General features: G+C 72.0%; 22 protein-coding genes and 1 riboswitch. Of the genes, 6 read left to right on the top strand and 16 right to left on the bottom strand.

Annotated elements, in window-relative coordinates:
• Positions 1-191: 191 nt before the first annotated feature.
• The 7 genes from dnaQ to rho all read right to left on the bottom strand — a co-directional run bounded on the left by dnaQ (position 192) and on the right by rho (position 6,099).
• The gene (gene dnaQ / locus MCBMB27_RS18385; RefSeq protein WP_075381006.1) at positions 192-914 is read right to left on the bottom strand and encodes a DNA polymerase III subunit epsilon; all 723 of its coding nucleotides are present in this window, start codon (positions 912-914) and stop codon (positions 192-194) included.
• Positions 915-985: 71 nt separating this feature from the next.
• Positions 986-1,201 (bottom strand): hypothetical protein, encoded by a 216-nt coding sequence (locus tag MCBMB27_RS18390; RefSeq protein WP_043353881.1) that lies wholly within the window; start codon positions 1,199-1,201, stop codon positions 986-988.
• A gap of 66 nt (positions 1,202-1,267) precedes the next feature.
• Positions 1,268-1,906, bottom strand: coding sequence for a dephospho-CoA kinase (coaE, locus tag MCBMB27_RS18395; protein WP_075381007.1), 639 nt, complete (start codon positions 1,904-1,906; stop codon positions 1,268-1,270).
• On the bottom strand, positions 1,903-2,751 hold the full coding sequence (locus MCBMB27_RS18400) for a shikimate dehydrogenase (protein ID WP_043353865.1): 849 nt from the start codon (positions 2,749-2,751) through the stop codon (positions 1,903-1,905). Before MCBMB27_RS18400 ends, coaE begins: the two co-directional genes overlap by 4 nt.
• On the bottom strand, positions 2,748-3,749 hold the full coding sequence (locus MCBMB27_RS18405; RefSeq protein WP_075381008.1) for a cation diffusion facilitator family transporter: 1,002 nt from the start codon (positions 3,747-3,749) through the stop codon (positions 2,748-2,750). Before MCBMB27_RS18405 ends, MCBMB27_RS18400 begins: the two co-directional genes overlap by 4 nt.
• 12 nt (positions 3,750-3,761) lie before the next feature.
• Entirely contained in the window at positions 3,762-4,373 is a 612-nt protein-coding gene (locus MCBMB27_RS18410) for a Maf family nucleotide pyrophosphatase (protein ID WP_075381009.1), read from the bottom strand.
• Positions 4,374-4,749: 376 nt separating this feature from the next.
• Positions 4,750-6,099, bottom strand: coding sequence for a transcription termination factor Rho (rho, locus tag MCBMB27_RS18415; protein WP_043386160.1), 1,350 nt, complete (start codon positions 6,097-6,099; stop codon positions 4,750-4,752).
• 406 nt (positions 6,100-6,505) lie between these two features.
• Between rho and MCBMB27_RS18420 the strand changes: the two genes are divergently transcribed.
• The 5 genes from MCBMB27_RS18420 to hisG all read left to right on the top strand — a co-directional run bounded on the left by MCBMB27_RS18420 (position 6,506) and on the right by hisG (position 11,318).
• Positions 6,506-7,009, top strand: coding sequence for a DUF3429 domain-containing protein (locus MCBMB27_RS18420; protein ID WP_043353871.1), 504 nt, complete (start codon positions 6,506-6,508; stop codon positions 7,007-7,009).
• Positions 7,010-7,156: 147 nt separating this feature from the next.
• The gene (gene hisS / locus MCBMB27_RS18425) at positions 7,157-8,704 is read left to right on the top strand and encodes a histidine--tRNA ligase (RefSeq protein ID WP_075381010.1); all 1,548 of its coding nucleotides are present in this window, start codon (positions 7,157-7,159) and stop codon (positions 8,702-8,704) included.
• 78 nt (positions 8,705-8,782) lie between these two features.
• A complete protein-coding gene (locus MCBMB27_RS18430; protein ID WP_043353874.1) occupies positions 8,783-9,025 on the top strand; it encodes a hypothetical protein in 243 nt (80 codons plus the stop codon).
• Between the two features lie 161 nt (positions 9,026-9,186).
• On the top strand, positions 9,187-10,329 hold the full coding sequence (locus MCBMB27_RS18435) for an ATP phosphoribosyltransferase regulatory subunit (protein ID WP_043759589.1): 1,143 nt from the start codon (positions 9,187-9,189) through the stop codon (positions 10,327-10,329).
• The gene (hisG, locus tag MCBMB27_RS18440; RefSeq protein ID WP_043386169.1) at positions 10,326-11,318 is read left to right on the top strand and encodes an ATP phosphoribosyltransferase; all 993 of its coding nucleotides are present in this window, start codon (positions 10,326-10,328) and stop codon (positions 11,316-11,318) included. Before MCBMB27_RS18435 ends, hisG begins: the two co-directional genes overlap by 4 nt.
• Before the next feature lie 46 nt (positions 11,319-11,364).
• Here the strand turns inward: hisG and MCBMB27_RS18445 are convergent, their stop codons facing one another.
• The 3 genes from MCBMB27_RS18445 to MCBMB27_RS18455 all read right to left on the bottom strand — a co-directional run bounded on the left by MCBMB27_RS18445 (position 11,365) and on the right by MCBMB27_RS18455 (position 13,379).
• Positions 11,365-11,718 carry a lysozyme inhibitor LprI family protein gene (locus tag MCBMB27_RS18445; protein ID WP_075381011.1) on the bottom strand — a complete coding sequence of 118 codons (354 nt, stop codon included), beginning with the start codon at positions 11,716-11,718 and terminating at the stop codon, positions 11,365-11,367.
• A gap of 67 nt (positions 11,719-11,785) precedes the next feature.
• Positions 11,786-12,217: a protoporphyrinogen oxidase HemJ gene (gene hemJ / locus MCBMB27_RS18450; RefSeq protein WP_043346260.1), complete on the bottom strand. Its 432-nt coding sequence runs from the start codon at positions 12,215-12,217 to the stop codon at positions 11,786-11,788.
• Between the two features lie 10 nt (positions 12,218-12,227).
• Positions 12,228-13,379: a uroporphyrinogen decarboxylase gene (locus MCBMB27_RS18455; RefSeq protein ID WP_075381012.1), complete on the bottom strand. Its 1,152-nt coding sequence runs from the start codon at positions 13,377-13,379 to the stop codon at positions 12,228-12,230.
• A gap of 463 nt (positions 13,380-13,842) precedes the next feature.
• Here MCBMB27_RS18455 and MCBMB27_RS18460 point away from each other — a divergent pair, with 463 nt between their 5' ends.
• Entirely contained in the window at positions 13,843-14,673 is an 831-nt protein-coding gene (locus tag MCBMB27_RS18460; protein ID WP_043346269.1) for a pyruvate, water dikinase regulatory protein, read from the top strand.
• A 115-nt stretch (positions 14,674-14,788) separates the two neighbouring features.
• Here the strand turns inward: MCBMB27_RS18460 and crcB are convergent, their stop codons facing one another.
• The 6 genes from crcB to MCBMB27_RS18490 form a co-directional block, all read right to left on the bottom strand.
• Entirely contained in the window at positions 14,789-15,178 is a 390-nt protein-coding gene (gene crcB, locus MCBMB27_RS18465; protein ID WP_091955375.1) for a fluoride efflux transporter CrcB, read from the bottom strand.
• An 83-nt stretch (positions 15,179-15,261) separates the two neighbouring features.
• Positions 15,262-15,332, bottom strand: a riboswitch (Fluoride riboswitch).
• 181 nt (positions 15,333-15,513) lie between these two features.
• Positions 15,514-16,023, bottom strand: a complete 510-nt coding sequence (locus tag MCBMB27_RS18470; RefSeq protein ID WP_043346263.1) for a hypothetical protein — start codon at positions 16,021-16,023, stop codon at positions 15,514-15,516.
• A gap of 179 nt (positions 16,024-16,202) precedes the next feature.
• Entirely contained in the window at positions 16,203-16,634 is a 432-nt protein-coding gene (locus MCBMB27_RS18475) for an EF-hand domain-containing protein (protein ID WP_043346265.1), read from the bottom strand.
• A 91-nt stretch (positions 16,635-16,725) separates the two neighbouring features.
• Positions 16,726-18,009 (bottom strand): BatD family protein, encoded by a 1,284-nt coding sequence (locus MCBMB27_RS18480; RefSeq protein WP_075381013.1) that lies wholly within the window; start codon positions 18,007-18,009, stop codon positions 16,726-16,728.
• Complete coding sequence (locus MCBMB27_RS18485; RefSeq protein ID WP_075381014.1) at positions 18,003-18,923, bottom strand: tetratricopeptide repeat protein; 921 nt, start codon at positions 18,921-18,923, stop codon at positions 18,003-18,005. Before MCBMB27_RS18485 ends, MCBMB27_RS18480 begins: the two co-directional genes overlap by 7 nt.
• Positions 18,923-19,852 carry a vWA domain-containing protein gene (locus MCBMB27_RS18490; protein WP_075381015.1) on the bottom strand — a complete coding sequence of 310 codons (930 nt, stop codon included), beginning with the start codon at positions 19,850-19,852 and terminating at the stop codon, positions 18,923-18,925. Before MCBMB27_RS18490 ends, MCBMB27_RS18485 begins: the two co-directional genes overlap by 1 nt.
• Positions 19,853-19,953: the final 101 nt, after the last annotated feature.

A 19,953-nucleotide genomic window follows, 5' to 3' on the forward strand; every position in this document is an offset into this window, starting at 1 on the left:
CTCACTGCCTCAATGTCTCTGTCACGGCCGGACCCGATGCGCCTGCGCCACCGCGCGGGCATCGCATGAGCCGACCCTCACCATCCTGCGAGATGATGTGTCGAGGATGTTTTGTGCATTGCAATAAACGCCCCTGTGCAATGCGACAACCGTCGGCGCCGCGCAGCAGGCTTAGGGATCAGACCGCCGGATCAGACGGGATCGTCCGCCCCGATATAGTCGGCCCAGATCGCGGCAGGACCGAGGCTCGCGCGGAAGCCGTCGTGGCGGGCGCGCTCCGCATCGGTAAGACGGCTCCGGTAGGGACGGGGCGCCACGGGGGCCACGGCCTGGGCGGAAGATCCGGCCACCGGGGCGGCTTGCTCCGCGTCCAAGAGCCCGAGGCTGGTCTGCTTGCCCCCGAGGAGCTCGACATAGACCTCGGCCAGGATCTGCGCGTCGAGGAGCGCCCCGTGCTTGGTGCGCCGGGTGTTGTCGATGCCGTAGCGGCTGCAGAGGGCGTCGAGGTTGTTGGCCGCGCCCGGATGCTTGCGCCGGGCCATCGGCAGGGTGTCGACCACGTCCTCCAGCCGGATCGGGGGCGGGGCGTTCGCGCCGAGCCGGGCGTATTCCATGTTGAGGAAGCCGACGTCGAAGGGCGCGTTGTGGATGACGAGGCGTCCGTCGGCCAGGAAGGCCAGCAGCTCGCCGACGATCTCCGCGAAGACCGGCTTGTCGGACAGGAACGCGTCGGACAGGCCGTGGACATTGAACGCCCCCTCGGAGACCGCCCGCTGCGGGTTGCAATAGCGGTGGAAGCTCCGGCCGGTGGGGATGTGGTTGAGGAGTTCCACCGCGCCGATCTCGATCAGCCGGTCGCCTCCCTTCGCCTCCGTGCCGGTGGTCTCGGTGTCGAGGACGATCTCGCGCAGCATGGGTCTCGCGACTCGCGGGGTGGGGGCGGACCCTAGCCGGATAAGGCGGAGGGGTTAAGCTCCCGTGCGCCTCAGCGGGACGTGTTGCGGTAGACGCAGACGGGTCCCCGGTCCTCGTAGCCGCCCGGACAGGCGGTGACGCAGGCGCCGGCCGCGAACTTCTTCGGCGGGGGGCAGCTGGCGGCGTACTGGGCCTGCGCGGGCATGGCCGCCAGCAGCACGAGAAGGGTCGCGGCCCCGAGGCCGCCGGACCGGACCGGATCCATCCCGCCGGAGTGCCGCGCCATCACGTCCATCCTGCCGTTCGTGTTCCCCCCGGAACGCAACCGCAGATATTCATCCGCGCGGGCGTGTCATCCGGTGCCGTGGTGCGGCTCCGCACGATGCGCCGTGAGGCGCTCGACGATCCGCGCCACCTCGGCCTCGGCGGCGGGAAAACCCCGGCTCGTGTCGATGACGAAATCCGCCCGGGCGCGCTTCTCGGCGTCGGGCATCTGCTTGGCCAGGATCGCCGCGAAGGCCGCCTCGGTCATGCCGGGGCGGGCGAGCACCCGGGCGCGCTGGATCTCGGGCGGGGCGCTCACCACCACGACCGCGTCGCAGCGGCCCGCGCCGCCGGTCTCGTAGAGGAGCGGGATGTCGAGGACGACCAGCGCCGCCGCCGCGTGCCGCGCCAGGAAGTCCGTGCTGGCCGCCCGGACCAGGGGATGGACGATGGCCTCCAGCGCCGCCATCCGGTCGGGCGCGTCGAGCACCGCGGCGCGCAGCCGCGTCCGGTCGACGCCGCCGTCGCCGTCGAGCACGCCGGGAAAGGCCGCGCCGATCGCCGCGGCGGCCGCGCCTCCGGGCCCGTAGAGGGCGTGGACCGCGGCGTCGGCGTCGTGAACCGGGACGCCGCGGTCGGCGAACATCCGGGCGGTGGCGGACTTGCCCATGCCGATCGAGCCGGTGAGCCCGAGGATGACGGGTCCGGATCCGGCCTTCGGGGTCATCCGGCGAGATCCGCCACGATCCGGTCGCGCAGCGCAGGGGTGACGGCGGGGCGCGGGCCGAACCACGCCTCGAAGCCCGGCACCGCCTGGTGCAGCAGCATGCCGAGCCCGTCCACGGCCGCGAGCCCCCGGCGGCGCGCCGCCGCGAGGAGCTCCGTCTCCAGGGGTGCGTAGACGATGTCGGCCACGGCCGCCTCCGCCGGCAGGGGCGACAGGTCGATGGCGAGGGGCGGCTGGCCCTTCATGCCGAGGGACGTGGTGTTGACCAGGAGGCCGGTCCCGGCGAGCGCCGCCGGCAGGTCGTCCCAGGCGAGCGCCGCGCCGATGCCCGGCGCGAGCGCCGCCACCGCCTCGGCCCGGGCCGCGGTGCGGTTGGCGACCCAGATGCGCCGCAGGCCCCGCTCGGCCAGCCCGACCACGATCGCCCGCGCGGCGCCGCCGGCGCCGAGCACCAGGGCGGTGCCGCCCGCCCGCGCCGGCCAGGCTGCGCCTAAGGTGTGGTCGAGATGGGCGCAGAAGCCCGGCGCGTCGGTGTTGTCGCCGCGGATCCGCCCGTCGGGCTCGACCACCAGGGTGTTCACCGCGCCGATCGCCTTGGCCCGCGGCGTCAGGGTGTCGGCCAGCGCGAAGGCCGCCTCCTTGTGGGGGATCGTGACGTTGCCGCCCCGGAAGCCCGAATCCGGCAGGGCGCGGATGAAGTCCGGAAACGCCGCCGGCGGCACGTCGAGCCGCTCGTAGGAGCCCGGGATCCCGTGCGCGGCGAGCCAGTAACCGTGGATCAGCGGCGAGCGCGAATGGGCGATCGGGTGGCCGACCACGAAGGCGCGGGGATTCGCGACGCTCATGCCGCGCAATCCTGCGCGAGGCGGCAGGCCGGGCCGCCGGCCTCCTCGATCTGCAAAGTCGCGTGGCCGATGCCGAACCGGGTGCGCAGGCCCTCGGCGGTCTCGTTGAGGAAGCCGTTGCCGGGGTGGCGGTGAGCCTGATGCCCCTCCGCCATCACGAGATGGACGGTCAGGGCGATGCTGGTGGTGCTCATGGGCCAGATATGCAGGTCGTGCAGGCCGGCAACGCCGGGCCGTCCGAGGAGGAAGCCGGTCACGGCATCGGGGGAGATCTGCGGCGGCACGGCGTCGAGGGACATCGCCACGCTGTCGCGCAGCAGGCCCCAGGTCGCCCAGACGACCAGAGCCGCGATGACGAGGCTGACCGCCGGGTCGAGCCAGGCGAAGCCGGTGAGCTGGATCACGAGGCCCGCGATCACGACCCCGGCCGAGACGGCGGCGTCGGCCGCCATGTGGAGGAACGCCCCGCGGACGTTGATGTCGCCCTTGGCGCCGCTGACGAAGAGCCACGCGGTGAGGCCGTTGACCAGGATTCCCACCGCGGCCACCACCATCACGGTCGTGCCCGCGACCGGCTCCGGATGGACCAGCCGGACCAGCGCCTCCCAGATCACCGCCCCCATGGCGATCAGCAGGACCACGGCGTTGAACAGGGCGGCCAGGATCGAGGAGCCGCGATAGCCGTAGGTGAAGCGCGCGGTGGCGCGGCGGCGCACCAGCAGGGCGGCGATCCAGGCCGCCGCGAGGCCCAGAACGTCCGAGAGGTTGTGGCCGGCATCGGCCACCAGGGACATGGAGTTGCTGAGATAGCCGTAGGCCGCCTCGATCACCACGAAGGCGGTGTTGAGGACGATGCCGATGGCGAAGGCCGTGCCGAAATCCTTCGGCACGTGCGCGTGGCCGCCGTGGCCGCCATGGGCATGGCCTCCGTGAAAATGGCCTCCGTGAGCGTGGCCGTCGTGGGAATGGCCGTCGTGGGAATGGTCATGCCCGGCCAAGGGGAGGCTCCCTCAAAAATCCAGAACCCCGGCCCCGCGCAGGCGGGCGAGGAGCGGCAGCAGCGGCAGGCCCAGCACGGTGCTGTGGTCGCCCACGACCGATTCGAACAGGTGGATCCCAGGCCCTTCGAGCTGGTAGCCGCCGACGCTCGACCGCACCCGCGCCTCGCCGGCACAGCCCACATAGGCCGCGATGGCCCTTTCATCGAGGGGGCGAAGGGTCAGCCGGGCGGTCTCCACGAAGGCGTCCTGCACCGCCCCGGCCAGGACCACGGCGGAATGCAGGGCGTGGGTGCGGCCGGACAGACGGGCGAGCTGGGCCCGGGCGGCCTGCGCATCGGCCGGCTTGTGGAACACGGTGCCGTCGAGATCGAGCACCTGATCGGCGCCGATGACGATCCGGCCGGGATGGCGCGCCGCCACCGATTCCGCCTTGGCGCGGGCGAGCACTAGGGCGAGGTCGGGCGGGGACAGGCCGGCGCACCTCGCTTCCAGGGCGCGCTCGTCGACATCCGGGGCGGCGGTCTCGACCGGCAGGGCGGCGCTCTCCAGGAGGAGGCGCCGGGTCGGGCTGGTCGAGGCGAGGAGGAGCGGATCCGGACCGGTCCAGGGCGAGCGGAGCATCGCGCCAGTGTCACGGATCCGGGGATCGGTGCAAGCCGGGGATCGCGCGGGCTGCGACGAGCCCCGCCGCCGGGATGGACCGGCCGGCGGGGCTGTCGCGGCGCCGATACGCAACCTGGCGCCCGAGGAGGACCTTGGCAGGGAGGGGTTAGGAGACAGTCAACGGCCGCATCGCGGAGCCGGTCGCTTCCGTGCCGCGGCGGGACAGAGGCACACCGGCCCTCCAACCCTCCCCCTCATCCTGAGGTGCCGTAGCGCAGCGGAGGCCTCGAAGGAGGCCTCCGGATGCCCTGCGATCCCTGGAGCCCTCCTCCGAGGCGGCTGCGCCGCACCCGAGGAGGAGGCGACGGGTTGGGATGCCCGTTGAACCGGCGCCTCAGGTGTTCATCGAGTCGAAGAAGTCGCTGTTGCTCTTGGTCTGGCGCAGCTTGTCGAGCAGGAACTCGATCGCGTCGGTGACGCCCATCGGGTTGAGGATGCGGCGCAGCACGTAGGTCTTCTTGAGCGAATCCGGCGGGACCAGCAGCTCCTCCTTGCGGGTGCCCGAGCGGGTGATGTCGATCGCCGGGAAGATGCGCTTGTCGGAGACCTTGCGGTCCAGGATGATCTCGGAGTTGCCGGTGCCCTTGAACTCCTCGAAGATCACCTCGTCCATGCGCGAGCCGGTGTCGATGAGCGCGGTGGCGATGATCGAGAGCGAGCCGCCCTCCTCGATGTTGCGGGCCGCGCCGAAGAAGCGCTTGGGCCGCTGCAGGGCGTTGGCGTCGACACCGCCGGTCAGCACCTTGCCGGAGGACGGCACCACGGTGTTGTAGGCGCGGCCGAGGCGGGTGATCGAGTCGAGCAGGATCACGACGTCGCGCCCGTGCTCCACGAGGCGCTTGGCCTTCTCGATCACCATCTCGGCGACCTGCACGTGGCGGGTGGCCGGCTCGTCGAAGGTCGAGGCGATGACCTCGCCCTTCACCGAGCGCTGCATGTCGGTGACCTCCTCGGGCCGCTCGTCGATGAGCAGCACGATCAGGTAGCACTCGGGGTGATTAAGGGTGATCGACTGCGCGATATTCTGCATCAGCACGGTCTTACCCGTGCGCGGCGGCGCCACGATCAGGGCGCGCTGGCCCTTGCCGATCGGCGCCACGATGTCGATGATCCGCGGGGAGAAATCCTTCTTGGTCGGGTTGTCCAGCTCGAGCTTGAACCGCTTGGTCGGGAAGAGCGGCGTCAGGTTGTCGAAGTGGACCTTGTGCTTGATCTTCTCCGGGTTCTCGAAGTTGATCGTGTTGACCTTGAGGAGCGCGAAGTAGCGCTCGCCGTCCTTGGGGCCGCGGATCGGGCCCTCGACGGTGTCGCCGGTGCGCAGGCCGAAGCGGCGGATCTGGGTCGGCGAGATGTAGATGTCGTCGGGGCCCGGCAGGTAGTTCGAGTCGGAGGAGCGCAGGAAGCCGAAGCCGTCCTGCAGCACCTCGACGGTGCCCGAGCCGATGATCTCGACCTCCTTGGCAGCGAGCTGCTTCAGGATGGCGAACATCAGCTCCTGCTTCCGCATGGTCGAGGCGTTCTCGACCTCGACCTCCTCGGCGAAGGCCGTCAGGTCGGTGGGCGTCTTCGACTTGAGGTCCTGGAGCTTGACCTCGCGGACGCCCTCGAGGGCGGCGGGCATGGTGGGCGCATCGGCCGGCTCCGCGGTCTCGATGTCGGCGAGGGCGTCGGGGTTTGGCGTCATGGGGTGTCTTGCAACCGACGGAAGAGGTGGGAGGGCCGGTTCAGTGCCAGGCACCCGGGGGATGGGCGCCGAAGAGCGGGCCGCGCTGCGGCGAGGGGCCCGGGGTCAGATTGGCGAAACCGATGAGGCAGGACCCTCGCGGCTCACGGGCGCGCTGCGGCGCAGACCTTGTGATGAGGGCGCAGTAGAGATAACGCCTTTTTCGCCCGCACTCAAGGGCCCGGCGCGGGATGCCGGCGCGGGGACCGCAAAGGCCCGGCCGCAAGGGCCTCGCCGGGACGCCGAGCCGGCGCTAGAGAGGCAAGTCCGCAGACGGGGTCATCGGAACCGGGCCGGCGCGCGGCCGTTCCCCGTCCCGGTGCTGCAGCGCAGCAGACCGTCCAACCAAGAGTCCCCCCTGACCGCCATGCGCGACGACGCTACCGGACGCACCCTCACCACGCGCGAGCCGCGCCGGATCCCCTGGCTCGACCTCGTCTTCGGCTTCGGCCCCATGGTGCCGATCGCCGTCGGGGCCGCGGTGGCGTGGTGGCTGAACGGCCAGCCCCTCGATTATCTGGTGGCGCTGTTCACCCTGCTCTATGCGGCCTCGATCCTGCTGTTCCTGGCCGGGGTGCGCCGAGGCGTCAGCTTCCGGACCGAGGGCGGCCCGCAGGTGTCGCAGCTCGTGACGATGCTGATCCTGTACGGTCTCGGGCTGGCCAGCCTGTTCACGGCGGTGATGGGCAAGGCCGTGCCGGCGCTGGCGATGCTGATCCTCGGCTACGCCGCCATCGGGATCCTCGACCCGATCGCGGCGCGCGCCGGCGAGGTGCCGCTGGCGCATGCCCGCCTGCGTCCGCTGCAGATGCCGATCGCCGTGGTGAGCCTCGCGGCCCTGCTCTGGCTCAAGCTGACGGCGCCGTACTGAGTCCCGCCAATCGAAGCCCCGCCAACCGAATTCCCCTTTCGCGCGGCATGCTTTAGAGCCCGGCCAAGGGTTCTCCGCCCGGCGGAGACGATTCAAGATCCGATGCCGGACCCGGGCTCCGGGTCCGCGAGAAGCGAACGCGCGCACATGTCCAAGGCCGACACCCCCAAGGCCGAGAAGGCCGAGACCTTGAAGCCCCGCCTGCCGCGCGGCTTCGTCGACCGGCGCGCCGGTGAGATCGCCGCGCAGGGGCGGATGCTGGAGACGATCCGCAAGAGCTTCGAGCTCTACGGCTTCGAGGCCCTGGAGACGCCCTTCGTCGAGTACACCGAGGCGCTCGGCAAGTTCCTGCCCGACCTCGACCGTCCGAACGCGGGCGTGTTCTCGTTCCAGGACGACGACGAGGCGTGGCTGTCGCTCCGCTACGACCTGACGGCGCCGCTCGCGCGCTTCGTCGCCGAGAACTACGACGCCCTGCCCAAGCCGTATCGCAGCTACCGGGCCGGCTACGTGTTCCGCAACGAGAAGCCGGGGCCGGGCCGTTTCCGCCAGTTCATGCAGTTCGACGCCGACATCGTGGGCGCCGGCAGCGTCGCGGCCGATGCCGAGACCTGCATGCTGATGGCCGACACGCTGAACCGCCTCGGGCTCGGCGGCCAGTACGTGGTCAAGGTCAACAACCGGAAGGTGCTCGACGGCGTCATGGAGGCGATCGGGCTCGCCGGTCCCGACAAGGCCGGCCAGCGCCTGACGGTCCTGCGGGCGATCGACAAGCTCGACCGGCTCGGCGTCGACGGGGTGCGCGATCTCCTCGGCGCCGGCCGCAAGGACGAGAGCGGCGACTTCACCAAGGGCGCGGGCCTCGACGCGGCGGCGATCGGCCGGATCCTCGCCTACGTGTCGTTCCAGGCCGATGCCGGGGACGGCGCCGACAAGATGGCGTTCTGGGAGAAGTTCTTCGCCGGCTGGCACGACGCGGTCGGCGAGTCCGAGACCGGCCGGGAGGGCATCGCCGAATTGCACGCGATCATGCGCCTCTGCGCCGCCGCCGGCTACGGTCACGACGTGATCCGCGCCGATCCGAGCGTGGTGCGCGGCCTCGAATACTATACCGGCCCGGTCTACGAGGCCGAGCTGACGTTTCCGGTGACCAACGAGGACGGCCAGACCGTCCGCTTCGGCTCGGTGGCGGGCGGCGGACGCTACGACGGGCTCGTCGGGCGGTTCCGGTCCGAGCCGGTCCCGGCCACCGGCTTCTCGATCGGCGTCTCGCGGCTGTTCTCGGCCCTGCAGCTCGTGGGCAGCCCCCTGCTCGCCGGCGCCGAGGCGCCCGGGCCGGTGGTGGTGCTGGTCCTCGACCGGGAGAACATGGCCGATTACCAGCGGCTGGTGGCGCTCCTGCGCGCCGACGGCATCCGGGCGGAGCTCTACCTCGGCGCCGCCGGCATGAAGGCGCAGATGAAATACGCCGACCGCCGGCGCGCACCCGTGGCGGTGATCCAGGGCTCGAACGAGCGTCTGGCCGGCGAGGTCCAGATCAAGGACCTGATCGCGGGTGCCCAGGCGGCCGAATCCATCGCCAGCAACGCCGAGTGGAAGGCGGCGCGGCCCGCGCAGATCTCGTGTCCGGAGGCCGATCTGGTGGCGCAGGTCCGCGCCGTGCTGGCCCGGCATTTCACGGCTTCGGAGACCTGAGGCGCGCAGGTCGAACGCGGCGGCTCCGGCGGCGTTATCCTCGGTCGGTTCCGTGGAGGGGTCGGGGGAGATGTCGGGATGCGCGCGAAGATCCTCATCCTGTCGGCCGGCCTGATCTGCGCCGGGACAGGCCCCGTCTGGGCCGCCCGGCCGGTCCTCGACCGGTTGCCGAGCGCCGTCGCCCAGGCCACCCCCGGGACCGGCAGCGCCCCCGTCCTGAGCGCCGGGATCGCCGGAGCGCCGGCCCTGACCGTGATCGCCCGCCGCAAGCCGGTCCGGCGCCCGCGCGGGGCGCGTCTCGGCGGCGGCCGGCCGCTCTGAGCGGCTGCTCCGAGCGGGTGAAGTCTGTGGCGCCGTAGCGCGTATCGGTCCGCGGTACGGGGACCTGCGCAGTCCTGCGCAGTCCTGCGCACCGCACCGCCCTGCGACGTGTCGCCAAGTCCGGCCACGGTTGCTACAGAGCGCCCGCGAGGATGGATCCGATGACACGACCGGAGGCAGGCGAGACGGGGGCGGGGGACGCGGCGCGCACGCGGCTGCTCGCGCATCTGGCGGCGGCGGGCTATCGGCCCGTGACGCCGCCGGTGCTGCAGCCGCTGGAGCCGTTCCTCGAATTGTCGGGCGAGGACATCCGCCGGCGGATCTTCGTCACGCAGGATGCGGGCGGCGCCGAGCTGTGCCTGCGGCCGGAATTCACGATTCCCGTCTGTCGCCTCCACCGGGCGGAGGCCGACGGGCAGGTGGCCGATTACAGCTATTGCGGTCCGGTCTTCCGCCTCGCCGCCGACGAGCCCGACGAGTTCTTCCAGGCCGGCATCGAGTCGATCGGGCGCACCGACACGCCGGCCGCCGACGCCGAGGTGCTGGGTCTCGCCCTCGAGGGCCTCGCCCTGTTCGGCCGGACCGATCCGGCGGTGCGGCTCGGCGACATGGGGCTGACCGTGGCGCTCCTCGACGGCCTCGCGGTCCCGCCCGCCGCCAAGCGCCGGACGCTCCGGGCGCTGGCCGCCGGGCGCTCGCTGGACGTGGTCACCAACGGCGCCGAGGGGACCCGCCCGGAGGATCCCCATGCGGGCCTGCTGGCGGCGATCCAGGGCCAGGACCCGCGGGGCGTGCGCGCCTTCGTGGAGGACGTGCTGGCGATCGCCGGGATCTCGGCGGTAGGCGGGCGCAGCGCCGGCGAGATCGCCGAGCGCTTCCTCGCCAAGGCCTCCGCGCAGGCCCATGGCGGGGCCGGGCTCAACGCCGAGAACCGCATCCTCCTCGACCGCTACCGGGCCATCGCCGGCCATCCGGATGCCGCCGCCCGCGACCTGCGGGCGCTGGTGGCCGACGCGGGCATCCGCCACGACGCCCTCGCGGCCGCCCTCGACCTGTTCGAGGAGCGCACCGGCTTCATCGCGGCCCGCGGGCTGCCGATCGAGCGGTTCCGCTTCCAGGGCGGCTTTGCCCGCAACCTCGACTATTATACCGGCTTCATCTTCGAGGTGACCGAAGGGCAGGGCCCGATCCTGGTCGGCGGCGGCCGTTACGACGGCCTGCTCGGCCATCTCGGCAGCCCGGCGCCCCTGCCCGCGGTGGGCTGCACCTTCTGGATCGCGCGCGTGGCGGGAGCCGGCCGATGAGTGCTTCGGACGCGACCGCCATGCCGCTGATCCTCGCCGTGCCATCCAAGGGCCGCCTGCAGGAGAACGCCAGCGCGTTCTTCGGCCGGGCCGGTCTGAAGCTCGCCCAGGGCGCCGGCGCCCGCGACTACCGGGGCAAGCTGCTCGGCGTCCCCGATGTCGAGGTGCGCTACCTCTCGGCCTCCGAGATCGCCGCGCAGCTCGCCTCGGGCGCCGCCCATCTCGGCGTCACCGGCGAGGACCTGATCCGCGAGACCCTGCCGGACGTGCGCGGCCAAGTGGAGCTGCTGACGCCGCTGGGCTTCGGCAACGCCACCGTGGTGGTCGCCGTACCCCAGGCCTGGATCGACGTGCGCGACATGTCCGACCTCGACGAGGTCGCCGCCGGCATGCGCACCCGCCACGGGCGGCGCCTGCGGGTCGCCACCAAATACGTGAACCTGACCCGCCGGTTCTTCGCCGAGAAGGGCGTCGCCGATTACCGGATCGTCGAGAGCCTCGGCGCCACCGAGGGGGCGCCGGCGGCGGGCTCGGCCGAGATCGTGGTCGACATCACCACGACGGGGGCGACACTCTCCGCCAACGCCCTGAAGGTGCTGGACGACGGCATCATCCTGCGCTCGGAGGCGAACCTCGTCGCCTCGCTGAAGGCGCCCTGGGGCGAGGGCCAGCGGGCGGCGCTCCGCACCGTGCTCGGCCGCATCGCCGCCGAGGAACGCGCCCGGACCACCCGGGAGGTGCGGGCCGCCCTGCCGGAGAGCGGCACCATCGACCTCGCCACCCTGGCGGGCCTGCACGAGGCCGAGCTGCCCTACGGCGCCCCGAAGGGCCCGGAGGGCGAGATCGTCCTGCGCTGCCCTGAGGGCGCGGTGTTCGACCTCGCCGGCGCCCTGGTCGAGGCGGGGGCGCGGGCCGTGACGGTGCGGCGGGTCGACTATGCCTTCGCGGCCGAGAACCCGCTGGCGGAGCGGCTGCTGGCGCGGCTCTGAGGAGGGCGGACCGTCGTGGTGGTGTCCTTGCGGAGCACCGCGACGGCTACGGGCCCTGCTTGGCGAATTCGGACAGCACCCCGCGCAGCACCTTGAGCCGCCCGTCGTAGGCGGCTGTCAGGCAGGCGACGTCGCCGCTGCAGGCGCGCCGCTCCGTCAGCCACGCCTCCTGATCGTCGCGCAGCTTGGCTTGGCCGCCCATGGGCAGCACGCTCTTCAGGATCTCGAACCGGGTCGCCATCTCGACGTCCCGGTCGTTGAGCGGGAGATGGGCACAGATCGCCTTCTCGTCCGGAGCCTCGGCCCTGTCGCACGGGAAGCTCGCGGCCCGGGCAGCCGGGGCGGCGATCGGAGCCGCGAGGGCGGTGAGGGCCAGGGCGAGGACGAGCGGCTTCGGCATGGCCAGGAAACGGCCCGGCGGCGGAAAGGCTCCGCGCAGCGCGGCAGCCGGGTGAATCGACCCGGGATCAGAAGCCCGGCTTGACGATCGCCAGGATGACGATGCCGATCATGAGAAGCGTCGGCACCTCGTTGAGCACCCGGTAGAACCGATGACCGCGGGTGTTCCGGTCGGCGGCGAAATCCTTGACCATCCGGGCGAGCCAGCCATGGATACCGGTCATCGCCAGCACCAGCGCGAACTTCGCCTGGAGCCAGGGGCTCGCATAGAAGCCGCTCATCCAGGCGAGCGCCACCCCGAACAGCCAGGTGGCGATCAGGGCCGGGTTCATGATCGCCTTGAGCAGGCGGCGCTCCATCACCTTGAAGGTCGCGCTCTGCGCCTCCGAACCCGGCGGCAGGCTCGCATGGTAGACGAACAGCCGCGGCAGGTAGAGCATGCCCGCCATCCAGGCGATCAGGCTGATGACGTGGCCGGCCTTGATCCAGTCGTACAGCACGGGCGCAGCCTCAACCCTGGCCGCGCAGCCGGGCGAGCATCCGCTCGACATGGGCCACCGGCGTCTGGGGCGTGATGCCGTGGCCGAGGTTGAAGATGTGCGGCCGGCCGGCGGTCGCCTCCAGGACGGCATCCACCGCCGCGTCGAGGGCCGCGCCGCCCTCGATCAGCGTCTCGGGATGGAGGTTGCCCTGCGTCACCGTGGTGGCCGGCACCGTCGCCCGCAGGGCCTTCAGGTCCACCCCCCAGTCGACGCCGACGGCATCGGCGCCGGTCTCCGGCACCACCTGGGCATGGCCGTCGAGGCCCGAGCCGCGGGCGAACACGATGATCTTGGCGCCCGGCACCCGGGCGCGGACGCCCGCCACCATCCGGGCGATCGGCTGCAGGGACCAGCGGGTGAGGGCGTCCGCCGCGGGCGCGCCCGGCAGGGCGCTCTCCGCCACGTCGCCGACGGGCTCGACGGTGCCGTCGGAGGTCGGCACGGCGAGGGGCAGCGTGCCGGCATGGGACTCGAAGATCTGCACGGCGTCGGCGCCGGCCTCGAGCTGGCGCACGAGGTAATCGGTCTGCACCGTGACGAGGCGGTCGATCAGCGCGTCCACCAGCGCCGTGTCGCCCTCGGCCAGCGCCCGCGCGGGGGCGAGGTCCGGGGTGCCGCGACCGCCGATCATGTAGCTCGCCACCGTCCAGGGGGCGCCGCAGAAGCCGAGCAGCGTGGTCTCGCCGGGCAGTTCCGCGCGCAGCCGCGTCACCGTCTCGAAGACCGGTGCGAGATGGGTCATCACCGCCGGGTCGCCGGCCTCGCGCAGCTTCGAAAAGGCCTCCCGGCCGTCGAGGGGATCGAGGCGCGGCCCCTCGCCCTCCACGAAGCGCACGTCCTGACCGAGCGCATGAGGCACGACCAGGATGTCCGAGAACAGGATCGCGGCATCGAAGCCGAACCGCCGGATCGGCTGGAGCGTCACCTCGACGGCGAAGTCCGGGCTGTAGCAGAGGTCGAGGAACGAGCCGGCCTCGGCCCGGGTCGCCCGGTATTCCGGCAGGTAGCGGCCGGCCTGCCGCATCATCCAGGCGGGGGGCGGCCCGATCGCCTCCCCGTCGAGGACGCGCAGCACCTTCCGCTCGGACTTGCGCTCCGTCCCCGTCATCGTCGTTCCCATCCCGTATCCGTCATCCCGCATGCCCGTCGGCGGGCCTCCTGTCGAGTCGAGGCGCGCCGATCCCCACACAGGCCCCTTCGAAAAGAAAAGAGAGAATCTAGGACTCTGTTTTTTCTCTTGGGGGGCCGAATCACGGGGGCACAAAAGCGTCCACAGGCGGTCCCCGGCGCCGCGCCGTTAACGAGGCTTTAAAGGATTTGCTCCATCTTGCGAGAACGACCAGATCCGACAGCGCCTTGGCAACGCCGAGTCGTGTGCGGACCCCGGACGCGTCCCGGATTCTCCCAGTGAGGTGGAATCCATGCGCCCCGATCGTCTGCCTGTGAACGGCGGAGTCGATAGCGCGCACCGGTATCGCCCTGGACCGGCCCGGCGGGGCATCCTATCCACATTCATCGACTCCCCTGGCGGCCGGCGGTGGACAACGTGGGCGCCGCGAATGGCGACCGCAGAGGCGATCGGAATGGGCCGCAGCTACTTCCACCTCCACCTCGTCTCCGACTCCACCGGCGAGACGCTGATCAATGTCGGGCGCGCGGCGGCCGCGCAGTACGAGGGCGTGTCGGCGATCGAGCACGTCTATCCGCTGGTGCGCTCGGCCGCGCAGCTCGACCGGGTGATCTCGGAGATCCGGGCGGCGCCGGGTCTCGTCCTCTACACCCTGGTGGGGGGCGACCTCGGCGAGCGGCTGGAGGAGGTCGCCCGGGAGACCGGCTCGCCCTGCCTGTCGGTGCTGCGGCCGGTCCACGACCTGCTGCGCGCCTATCTCGGCGCCGAGACCACGGCCCGGCCCGGCGCCCAGCACATGCTGAACGCCGAGTACTTCAAGCGCATCGACGCGATGAACTTCACCCTGGCCCACGACGACGGCAACCTGCCGGAGGATCTCGAGGACGCGGACGTCATCCTGCTCGGCGTCAGCCGGACCTCGAAGACGCCGACCTCGATCTACCTCGCCAATCGCGGCCTCAAGACCACCAACCTGCCGCTGGTGCCGGGCATGCCGCTGCCGCCGGCGATCGAGCGCGCCCGCAAGCCCCTGGTGGTCGGGCTGTTCGCCTCGCCGGAGCGGATCGTGCAGATCCGCCAGAACCGGCTCTCCAGCCTCAACGCCGACGAATCGTCCCTCTACGTCGACCGCTCGGCGGTGGCGGACGAGATCACCGCCTCCCGCCGGCTGTTCACCCGGAACCGCTGGCCGACCATCGACGTGACGCGCCGCTCCATCGAGGAGACCGCGGCGGCGATCGTCGACCTCTACCGCGACCACCGGCTGAAGTTCATCGCGGATTGAGAGGGGTTTCCGAAGGGCCAGCCCTTTGGCGGGGTCCGGGGGCGGAGACCCTGAACGACCCGGGCTCCGCCCCGGAGCCGCAAAAGCTCGCAGCCCTCTTGAAGCCGGGACGGCCTCAGCTGCCGCTCAGGACCGCCCGCACCAGGGTGAGGCCCGCCACCAGCCCGATCAGACCGGTCGCCACCGAGGCCCCAACGTAGAGGGCGGCGGCGGCGGTCTCGCCCCGGTGGTACAGGCTGATCGCGTCGAGGGAGAAGGTCGAGAAGGTGGTGAAGCCGCCGAGCACGCCCGTGGTCAGGAACAGCCGTGCCGGGTGACCCGCCGCGCCGCGCAGGGCGAAGCCCTCGGCGAGCACGCCCATCAGGAACGAGCCCAGCACGTTGATGATCAGCGTGGCCAGGGGGAAGCCGAGGCCCGGCAGCAGCCGGGCGACCGCCACGTTGATCCCGTGGCGGCACCCGCCCCCGAGCCCGGCTCCGACAACGACGATGAGGGTGTTGATCATGCCGGCCCTTCCTGTTCGGTCGGGCAGCCACGTCCTGTCGCGGCTTCGGCGCACGGCCCCACCGCGGACGGCTGAGGCGCGCCCGTGCGGTAGGAGCCATCAGCCCGGCCTCCGAGTCGGGCGGTTGTCGGGGCGCTCCATCCCCATCGGGACAGGCTTAGCGCAGGATGCCGGGAAGGGGAATCTGGTTTTCCGGCTCCCGCGCTGGTGGGTCGGCGGGCGCGGCGGGTTCACAGATCGGTTCGGATCGGCGCGGGTCCCCTCCCGTGCGGGAGAGCGGACCCGCGCCCTGTCATGAACCCACCGTGCTGGATCGATCGGCGAAGCCGCAAGGCTCAGCGAGCGTAGGCGAAGTGGCTGCGCTGCTCGATCTGGGCGGCATAGAAATCCTCGACCACCTCGCGGACCACCTCGGCCAGCTCGTCGCCCCGGTGCTCGTCGAGCTGGATGTCGCTGCCGACGGTCCGGCCGATGGCGCAGCTCGCAGCGCCCGGCACGAGGCGCTCGTTGTAGCGCTGGTTCAGGCCCGAGACCGAGATGTAGTTGCTGCCGCCGAGTTCCGGACCGTACTTGATCTTGATCTTCTGCTCGGTGTCGGTCCCGCGCAGCCGCGCGCAGAGGCTGATGAAGTTGTCCTGATCGATCTTGGCCTCGAGGCCGGTGATGCTGCCGTGGACGTTGTCCTCCTCGTTGAGCACCTCGGCCATGAGGTTCAGGACGCCGACCACCGGCTCCAGCGCCCGGGCGCCTTCCTCCAGGAGTTTCTTGCGGAAGTCGTTGCTGCGGGCATCCGCCTCCTGCAGCCGCGCGCGGAACCTGTCCTTGACCTCGTTGGCGCGTGCCATCGCGCTCCTCCCTGGTGGTTCATCCGATGCTTTGCCGCCCGGATGACCGAAACCTACGAGGCCAATTCAGATGACGCAAGATAGTGCAAAATATTGATGCCTGCCCAGAACTTGAGCCGTTGCACAGGAATAATACTTGCTCATGGACTGTGCAACGGCGGAGTCTCCGGGATCCGCGCCTATTTCAGGAGCTGCAGCAGGCTGCGTCCGGCCGGGGTCTTGAGTTCCTTGGCGTCGAGCGTGCCGTCTTTGTCGGGATCGGCCGCCTTGAAGCGCTGCTCGACCAGGGCGAGGTATTCCTTGCGGTCGAGGGTGCCGTCGTTGTCGGTGTCGGCGGCCTTCAGGTCCGTCTTGCTGACCCGGCCCTTCAGCTCCTTGGCGTCGACGGTCCCGTCCTTGTCGGTCTCGGCGGCGTCGAAGACCTTGCCGGCCGCGGCCTGGGCCTCGGCCAGATCGATCGTGCCGTCCTTGTCGGTGTCGACCATCTTCAGCGTGCGCTCGGTGCCGGAGGACCGGGCGAAGGCCGCCGACGGCAGCGCGGTGGGGACGACCAGGCCGAGGACGAGCATCGCGGCCAGCGCACATGCGGGTCTGTTCAGGATCGCGGGCATGAACGAAATCTCCGGTGGCGATCAGCGCCGGCAGCCCAAGCCGCCATGCGGCGCGCCGTTCCCGGAGGCGCGTTCACAAGCCGACGATCAGTCAGCGGGCCGGACCGTCGAGGGGGGCGAGCCGGTCCGGTTCCCGGGCCGCGGCGGCGACCGGTTCGGACCGGGACAGGGCGTTGGCCAATGCCCTCAGGTCCGGGACCGGCGCGCCCGAGGCGCCGAACACCGACCGGTCGAGAGCCGCGAAGGATGCGACAAGACCGGGCCGCGCCCGCCAGATGCGAGCCAGATCCGGCGCTTCCCGCATCGCCGTGTCCAGGACCGCGCGGAACCCGGCGGGATCTCCGGAACGGGCCGCCGCCTGCAGCGCGCGCCGGGTCGGGCGGGACAGGCGCAAGGAGGGCCGGCCCAGGCCGAAGCCGATCAGCGCCAAGCCCAGCCCGAAGGCGGCCAGCGCCGAGGCGGCGACCACGAGCGGCGAGGGGATTGCGGGGGGCGCCCGGTCGGTCTCCCGGTCGGGCAGGCCGCCGCCGATCTGCCGGGCCGGGATCTCGGTCTCGCGCATGGTGCGGGTGTTGGTGTCGAACCACGGGATCGCGATGGCGTCGAGGGGGATGATCTCCGGCACGCCGGGCTTCACGTCCCACTGGTAGGTGGCCCGCGCCACGGGGCCCGAGGGGGTCAGCAGGGTCTCGCGGGTGACGGGGCCCGCGAAGGTGATGATGCCGCGGGTGCGCATGACCGGCCGAGGCGGCAGGCCCTCCGCGACCATGCCCTGCGCCTCCAGGGTGACGATCCGGCGGGTGGTCTCGCCGACCTTGATGGTCTCGGGATCCGGGCTCCAGGAATCGGTGATCGCCACGTCCTTGGCCGGCAGCCACCAGGGCTCCTTGGCGTCGGGGCCGCCGCTGGGCTCGGTCCATTGTGCGACCGGGAAGGGGATCGGCTTCGAGCGCACCTCGACCACCCGCCGCTCGCCGACATCGTTGACGGTGAGCTTGTGGGTGAACGGCTCGATGGTGAACTGCCCGGCATGGTGCGGGAAGACCGCCACGGTGCGGTCGAACGCGATGGCGCTCTGGCCGTCGGGAAGCTTGGTCTTGCTCCAGTGATCCCGGCCGAGCTGCGTCCAGGAGAAGTTGGCGAGGGAGGGCTGCACCACCTCCTCGAGCAGGATCGGCTGCTTGTAAACCCCGTGGATCTTCAAGAGCACCATCTCGCGGGAGAAAGGCGCGCTGTTGCCGTTCAGTTCGGCGGTCACCGTCAGGGTGAGGTCGCCCGGCTCGATCTCCGCGCGGGCGGGGAGGGGAGCGAGGAGGGGGGCGAGGAGGAGGAGCGCGCGGGCGCGCCTCTCGAAGACCCCAGAAAAACTCACCACGGGTTGCTCCCGGCGGGAATCGCGGTGCCGGCCTCGACCCGGCGGGTCTGCTCGGCGCGCAGGCGCAGCTTGAGATAGCGGCCGGGATCGTCCGGCAGGGTCTGGAGCCAGAGCCGGTCCGGTCGGATCTCGTGGGCCTCGAAGCTCTTGGTCACCCGGCGGACCTCGCGCTCGGGCGCCTCGGCCACCATGGCGGAACCGCCCCCGGTCCGGCCCCGGCCCGCCGCGTCGCCGGCCGAGCCCCGGGCCTGGCCCTTGCCGGTGTCGATCGATTGCTGCTCGGCCTTGCCCCGGCGGGACACCTTGCTGTTGCCGGGCAGCGACGCGCTGGCGTTCGATTCCTTGTTGCCGGCGAGCCCCTCGCCGCTGGAGGCGGCGTTGATGTCGTTGTTCTGGTCCTGGTTGGCGGTGTTGTTGTAGCGGGCACCGTACTGGGCTGTGCCGTTGGCGATGCCGCCGCCGGGCCCGCGATCGATCACCTCGGCCCGCATCCGGGCGATCAGCGAGCGGTTGGCCTGGGCGTCGGCGTCGCGGGGGTTGAAGCGCAGGGCCTCGTCGTAGGCCGCCAGCGCGCCCTCGAGGTCGCCCGCCTTCGCGAGCGCGTTGCCGAGATTGTAGCTCGCGCGCCGCCCGCCGGTGCGGAACAGCGCGATCGCGTCCGCGTAGCGGCCGGCCTCGTAGAGCGCGGCGGCGCGCCAGGCCGGATCGACGAAGACGTCCGCGGCCAGCCCCGGCAGGCCGAGGCCCATCAGCAGGCGCCCGAAGCCGGTCCGGGGCTGCGAGACGGCGAGCAGCGCCAGGAGGCCGATCCCCGCCAGTGCCAGGCCGGCGATCCGGGCGCGGCGGCGCCAGCGCGGCGGCAGGCCGGCGCGGAGCGGGACGGCGAAGCCCGTGTCGGGGAGGGTGAGCCGCATCAGGCGCTCCTGCGGAACAGGACCAGGACCGGCAGGGCTGCCAGCAGCAGCAGCCAGCGCCCGAGATCCGCATAGGCCAGGACGCCGTAGCCGCCCGCCGCGAGGTGCTGACTGAGCCCGGCGCCGACCACGTCGAGCACCGGGCCGGGGGTCGCGATGTCGGCGACGGTGCCGCCGCCGGCCCGGACGAGGGCGTCGAGGGCGGCCCGGTCGGGCTTCGGTGCGCCGGGCGGCAGCGGCTTGTCGGCGGGGACGAACAGCGCCTGGAGCCGCCAGCCGTGCTCGGCGATGGCGCGGGCCTCGCGGGTGGCGGCCTCGCCGATGCCGTCGCCGTCGCTGATCAGCACCACGTCGGCCGCCACGACGTTGGCCTCCGCCAGGGTGCGGCGGGCCAGCGCCAGCCCGCGCTCGGGATGGGTGCCGCGGTCCGGCACCGTGTCGGCATCGAGGGCGAACAGGGTTGTGCCGAGGCTGTCGCGGTCGGTGGTGGGGGAGGCGGCGAGGTAGGCGTCGCCCGCGTAGACCACGAGGGCGACCGCCCGGGTGCCGGCGGCCTCGGCGACGGCGGCGGCGGCCTGCCGGACGCCCTGGAGGTTGCCGCCCTCCGTGACCGAGCGGGACAGGTCGACGACGATCACGGTCTCGTCGAGGTTGCGGAAGGTCCGCCCGTCCGCCCGCTCCACCGCGGGGCCGGTGAGCGCGAGGGCGATCAGCCCGGCCGCCAGGGCGGCGGCGAGGTTCGCCTGCCGCCGGCCGCCCAGCACCGCGCCGGTGCGGGCGAGATGGGCCATCAGCGCCGGATCCACCGCCCGGGCCCAGTCGCCCAACGGCGCCGAGCGCCACGCGGCGCGGAGCGCCAGCAGGACGACCACCGGGATCGCCAGGAACCACCAGGGGCGCAGCAGCGCGAAGGCGTCGAGGAAGCTCATCGGGCGGCGTCTCCCACCCGGATCCCCTCATCCCGAGGTGACCGCGCAGCGGGCCTCGAAGGAGGGCTCCAGGGATCGCGCGGCCGGCGGGAGGGCTCCTT

Source organism: Methylobacterium phyllosphaerae, assembly GCF_001936175.1.
GTDB lineage: Bacteria > Pseudomonadota > Alphaproteobacteria > Rhizobiales > Beijerinckiaceae > Methylobacterium > Methylobacterium fujisawaense.

Coding starts and splice junctions, on each gene's coding strand:
- MCBMB27_RS18475 (WP_043346265.1), bottom strand. CDS start 16,634: ATGCCCGCGATCCTGAACAGACCCGCATGTGCGCTGGCCGCGATGCTC.
- MCBMB27_RS18460 (WP_043346269.1), top strand. CDS start 13,843: ATGGGCCGCAGCTACTTCCACCTCCACCTCGTCTCCGACTCCACCGGC.
- MCBMB27_RS18410 (WP_075381009.1), bottom strand. CDS start 4,373: ATGCTCCGCTCGCCCTGGACCGGTCCGGATCCGCTCCTCCTCGCCTCG.
- MCBMB27_RS18400 (WP_043353865.1), bottom strand. CDS start 2,751: ATGAGCGTCGCGAATCCCCGCGCCTTCGTGGTCGGCCACCCGATCGCC.
- crcB (WP_091955375.1), bottom strand. CDS start 15,178: ATGATCAACACCCTCATCGTCGTTGTCGGAGCCGGGCTCGGGGGCGGG.
- MCBMB27_RS18430 (WP_043353874.1), top strand. CDS start 8,783: ATGCGCGCGAAGATCCTCATCCTGTCGGCCGGCCTGATCTGCGCCGGG.
- MCBMB27_RS18455 (WP_075381012.1), bottom strand. CDS start 13,379: ATGGGAACGACGATGACGGGGACGGAGCGCAAGTCCGAGCGGAAGGTG.
- MCBMB27_RS18485 (WP_075381014.1), bottom strand. CDS start 18,923: ATGCGGCTCACCCTCCCCGACACGGGCTTCGCCGTCCCGCTCCGCGCC.
- hisS (WP_075381010.1), top strand. CDS start 7,157: ATGTCCAAGGCCGACACCCCCAAGGCCGAGAAGGCCGAGACCTTGAAG.
- MCBMB27_RS18435 (WP_043759589.1), top strand. CDS start 9,187: ATGACACGACCGGAGGCAGGCGAGACGGGGGCGGGGGACGCGGCGCGC.
- hisG (WP_043386169.1), top strand. CDS start 10,326: ATGAGTGCTTCGGACGCGACCGCCATGCCGCTGATCCTCGCCGTGCCA.
- rho (WP_043386160.1), bottom strand. CDS start 6,099: ATGACGCCAAACCCCGACGCCCTCGCCGACATCGAGACCGCGGAGCCG.
- coaE (WP_075381007.1), bottom strand. CDS start 1,906: ATGACCCCGAAGGCCGGATCCGGACCCGTCATCCTCGGGCTCACCGGC.
- MCBMB27_RS18420 (WP_043353871.1), top strand. CDS start 6,506: ATGCGCGACGACGCTACCGGACGCACCCTCACCACGCGCGAGCCGCGC.
- dnaQ (WP_075381006.1), bottom strand. CDS start 914: ATGCTGCGCGAGATCGTCCTCGACACCGAGACCACCGGCACGGAGGCG.
- MCBMB27_RS18490 (WP_075381015.1), bottom strand. CDS start 19,852: ATGAGCTTCCTCGACGCCTTCGCGCTGCTGCGCCCCTGGTGGTTCCTG.
- MCBMB27_RS18470 (WP_043346263.1), bottom strand. CDS start 16,023: ATGGCACGCGCCAACGAGGTCAAGGACAGGTTCCGCGCGCGGCTGCAG.
- MCBMB27_RS18445 (WP_075381011.1), bottom strand. CDS start 11,718: ATGCCGAAGCCGCTCGTCCTCGCCCTGGCCCTCACCGCCCTCGCGGCT.
- MCBMB27_RS18390 (WP_043353881.1), bottom strand. CDS start 1,201: ATGGCGCGGCACTCCGGCGGGATGGATCCGGTCCGGTCCGGCGGCCTC.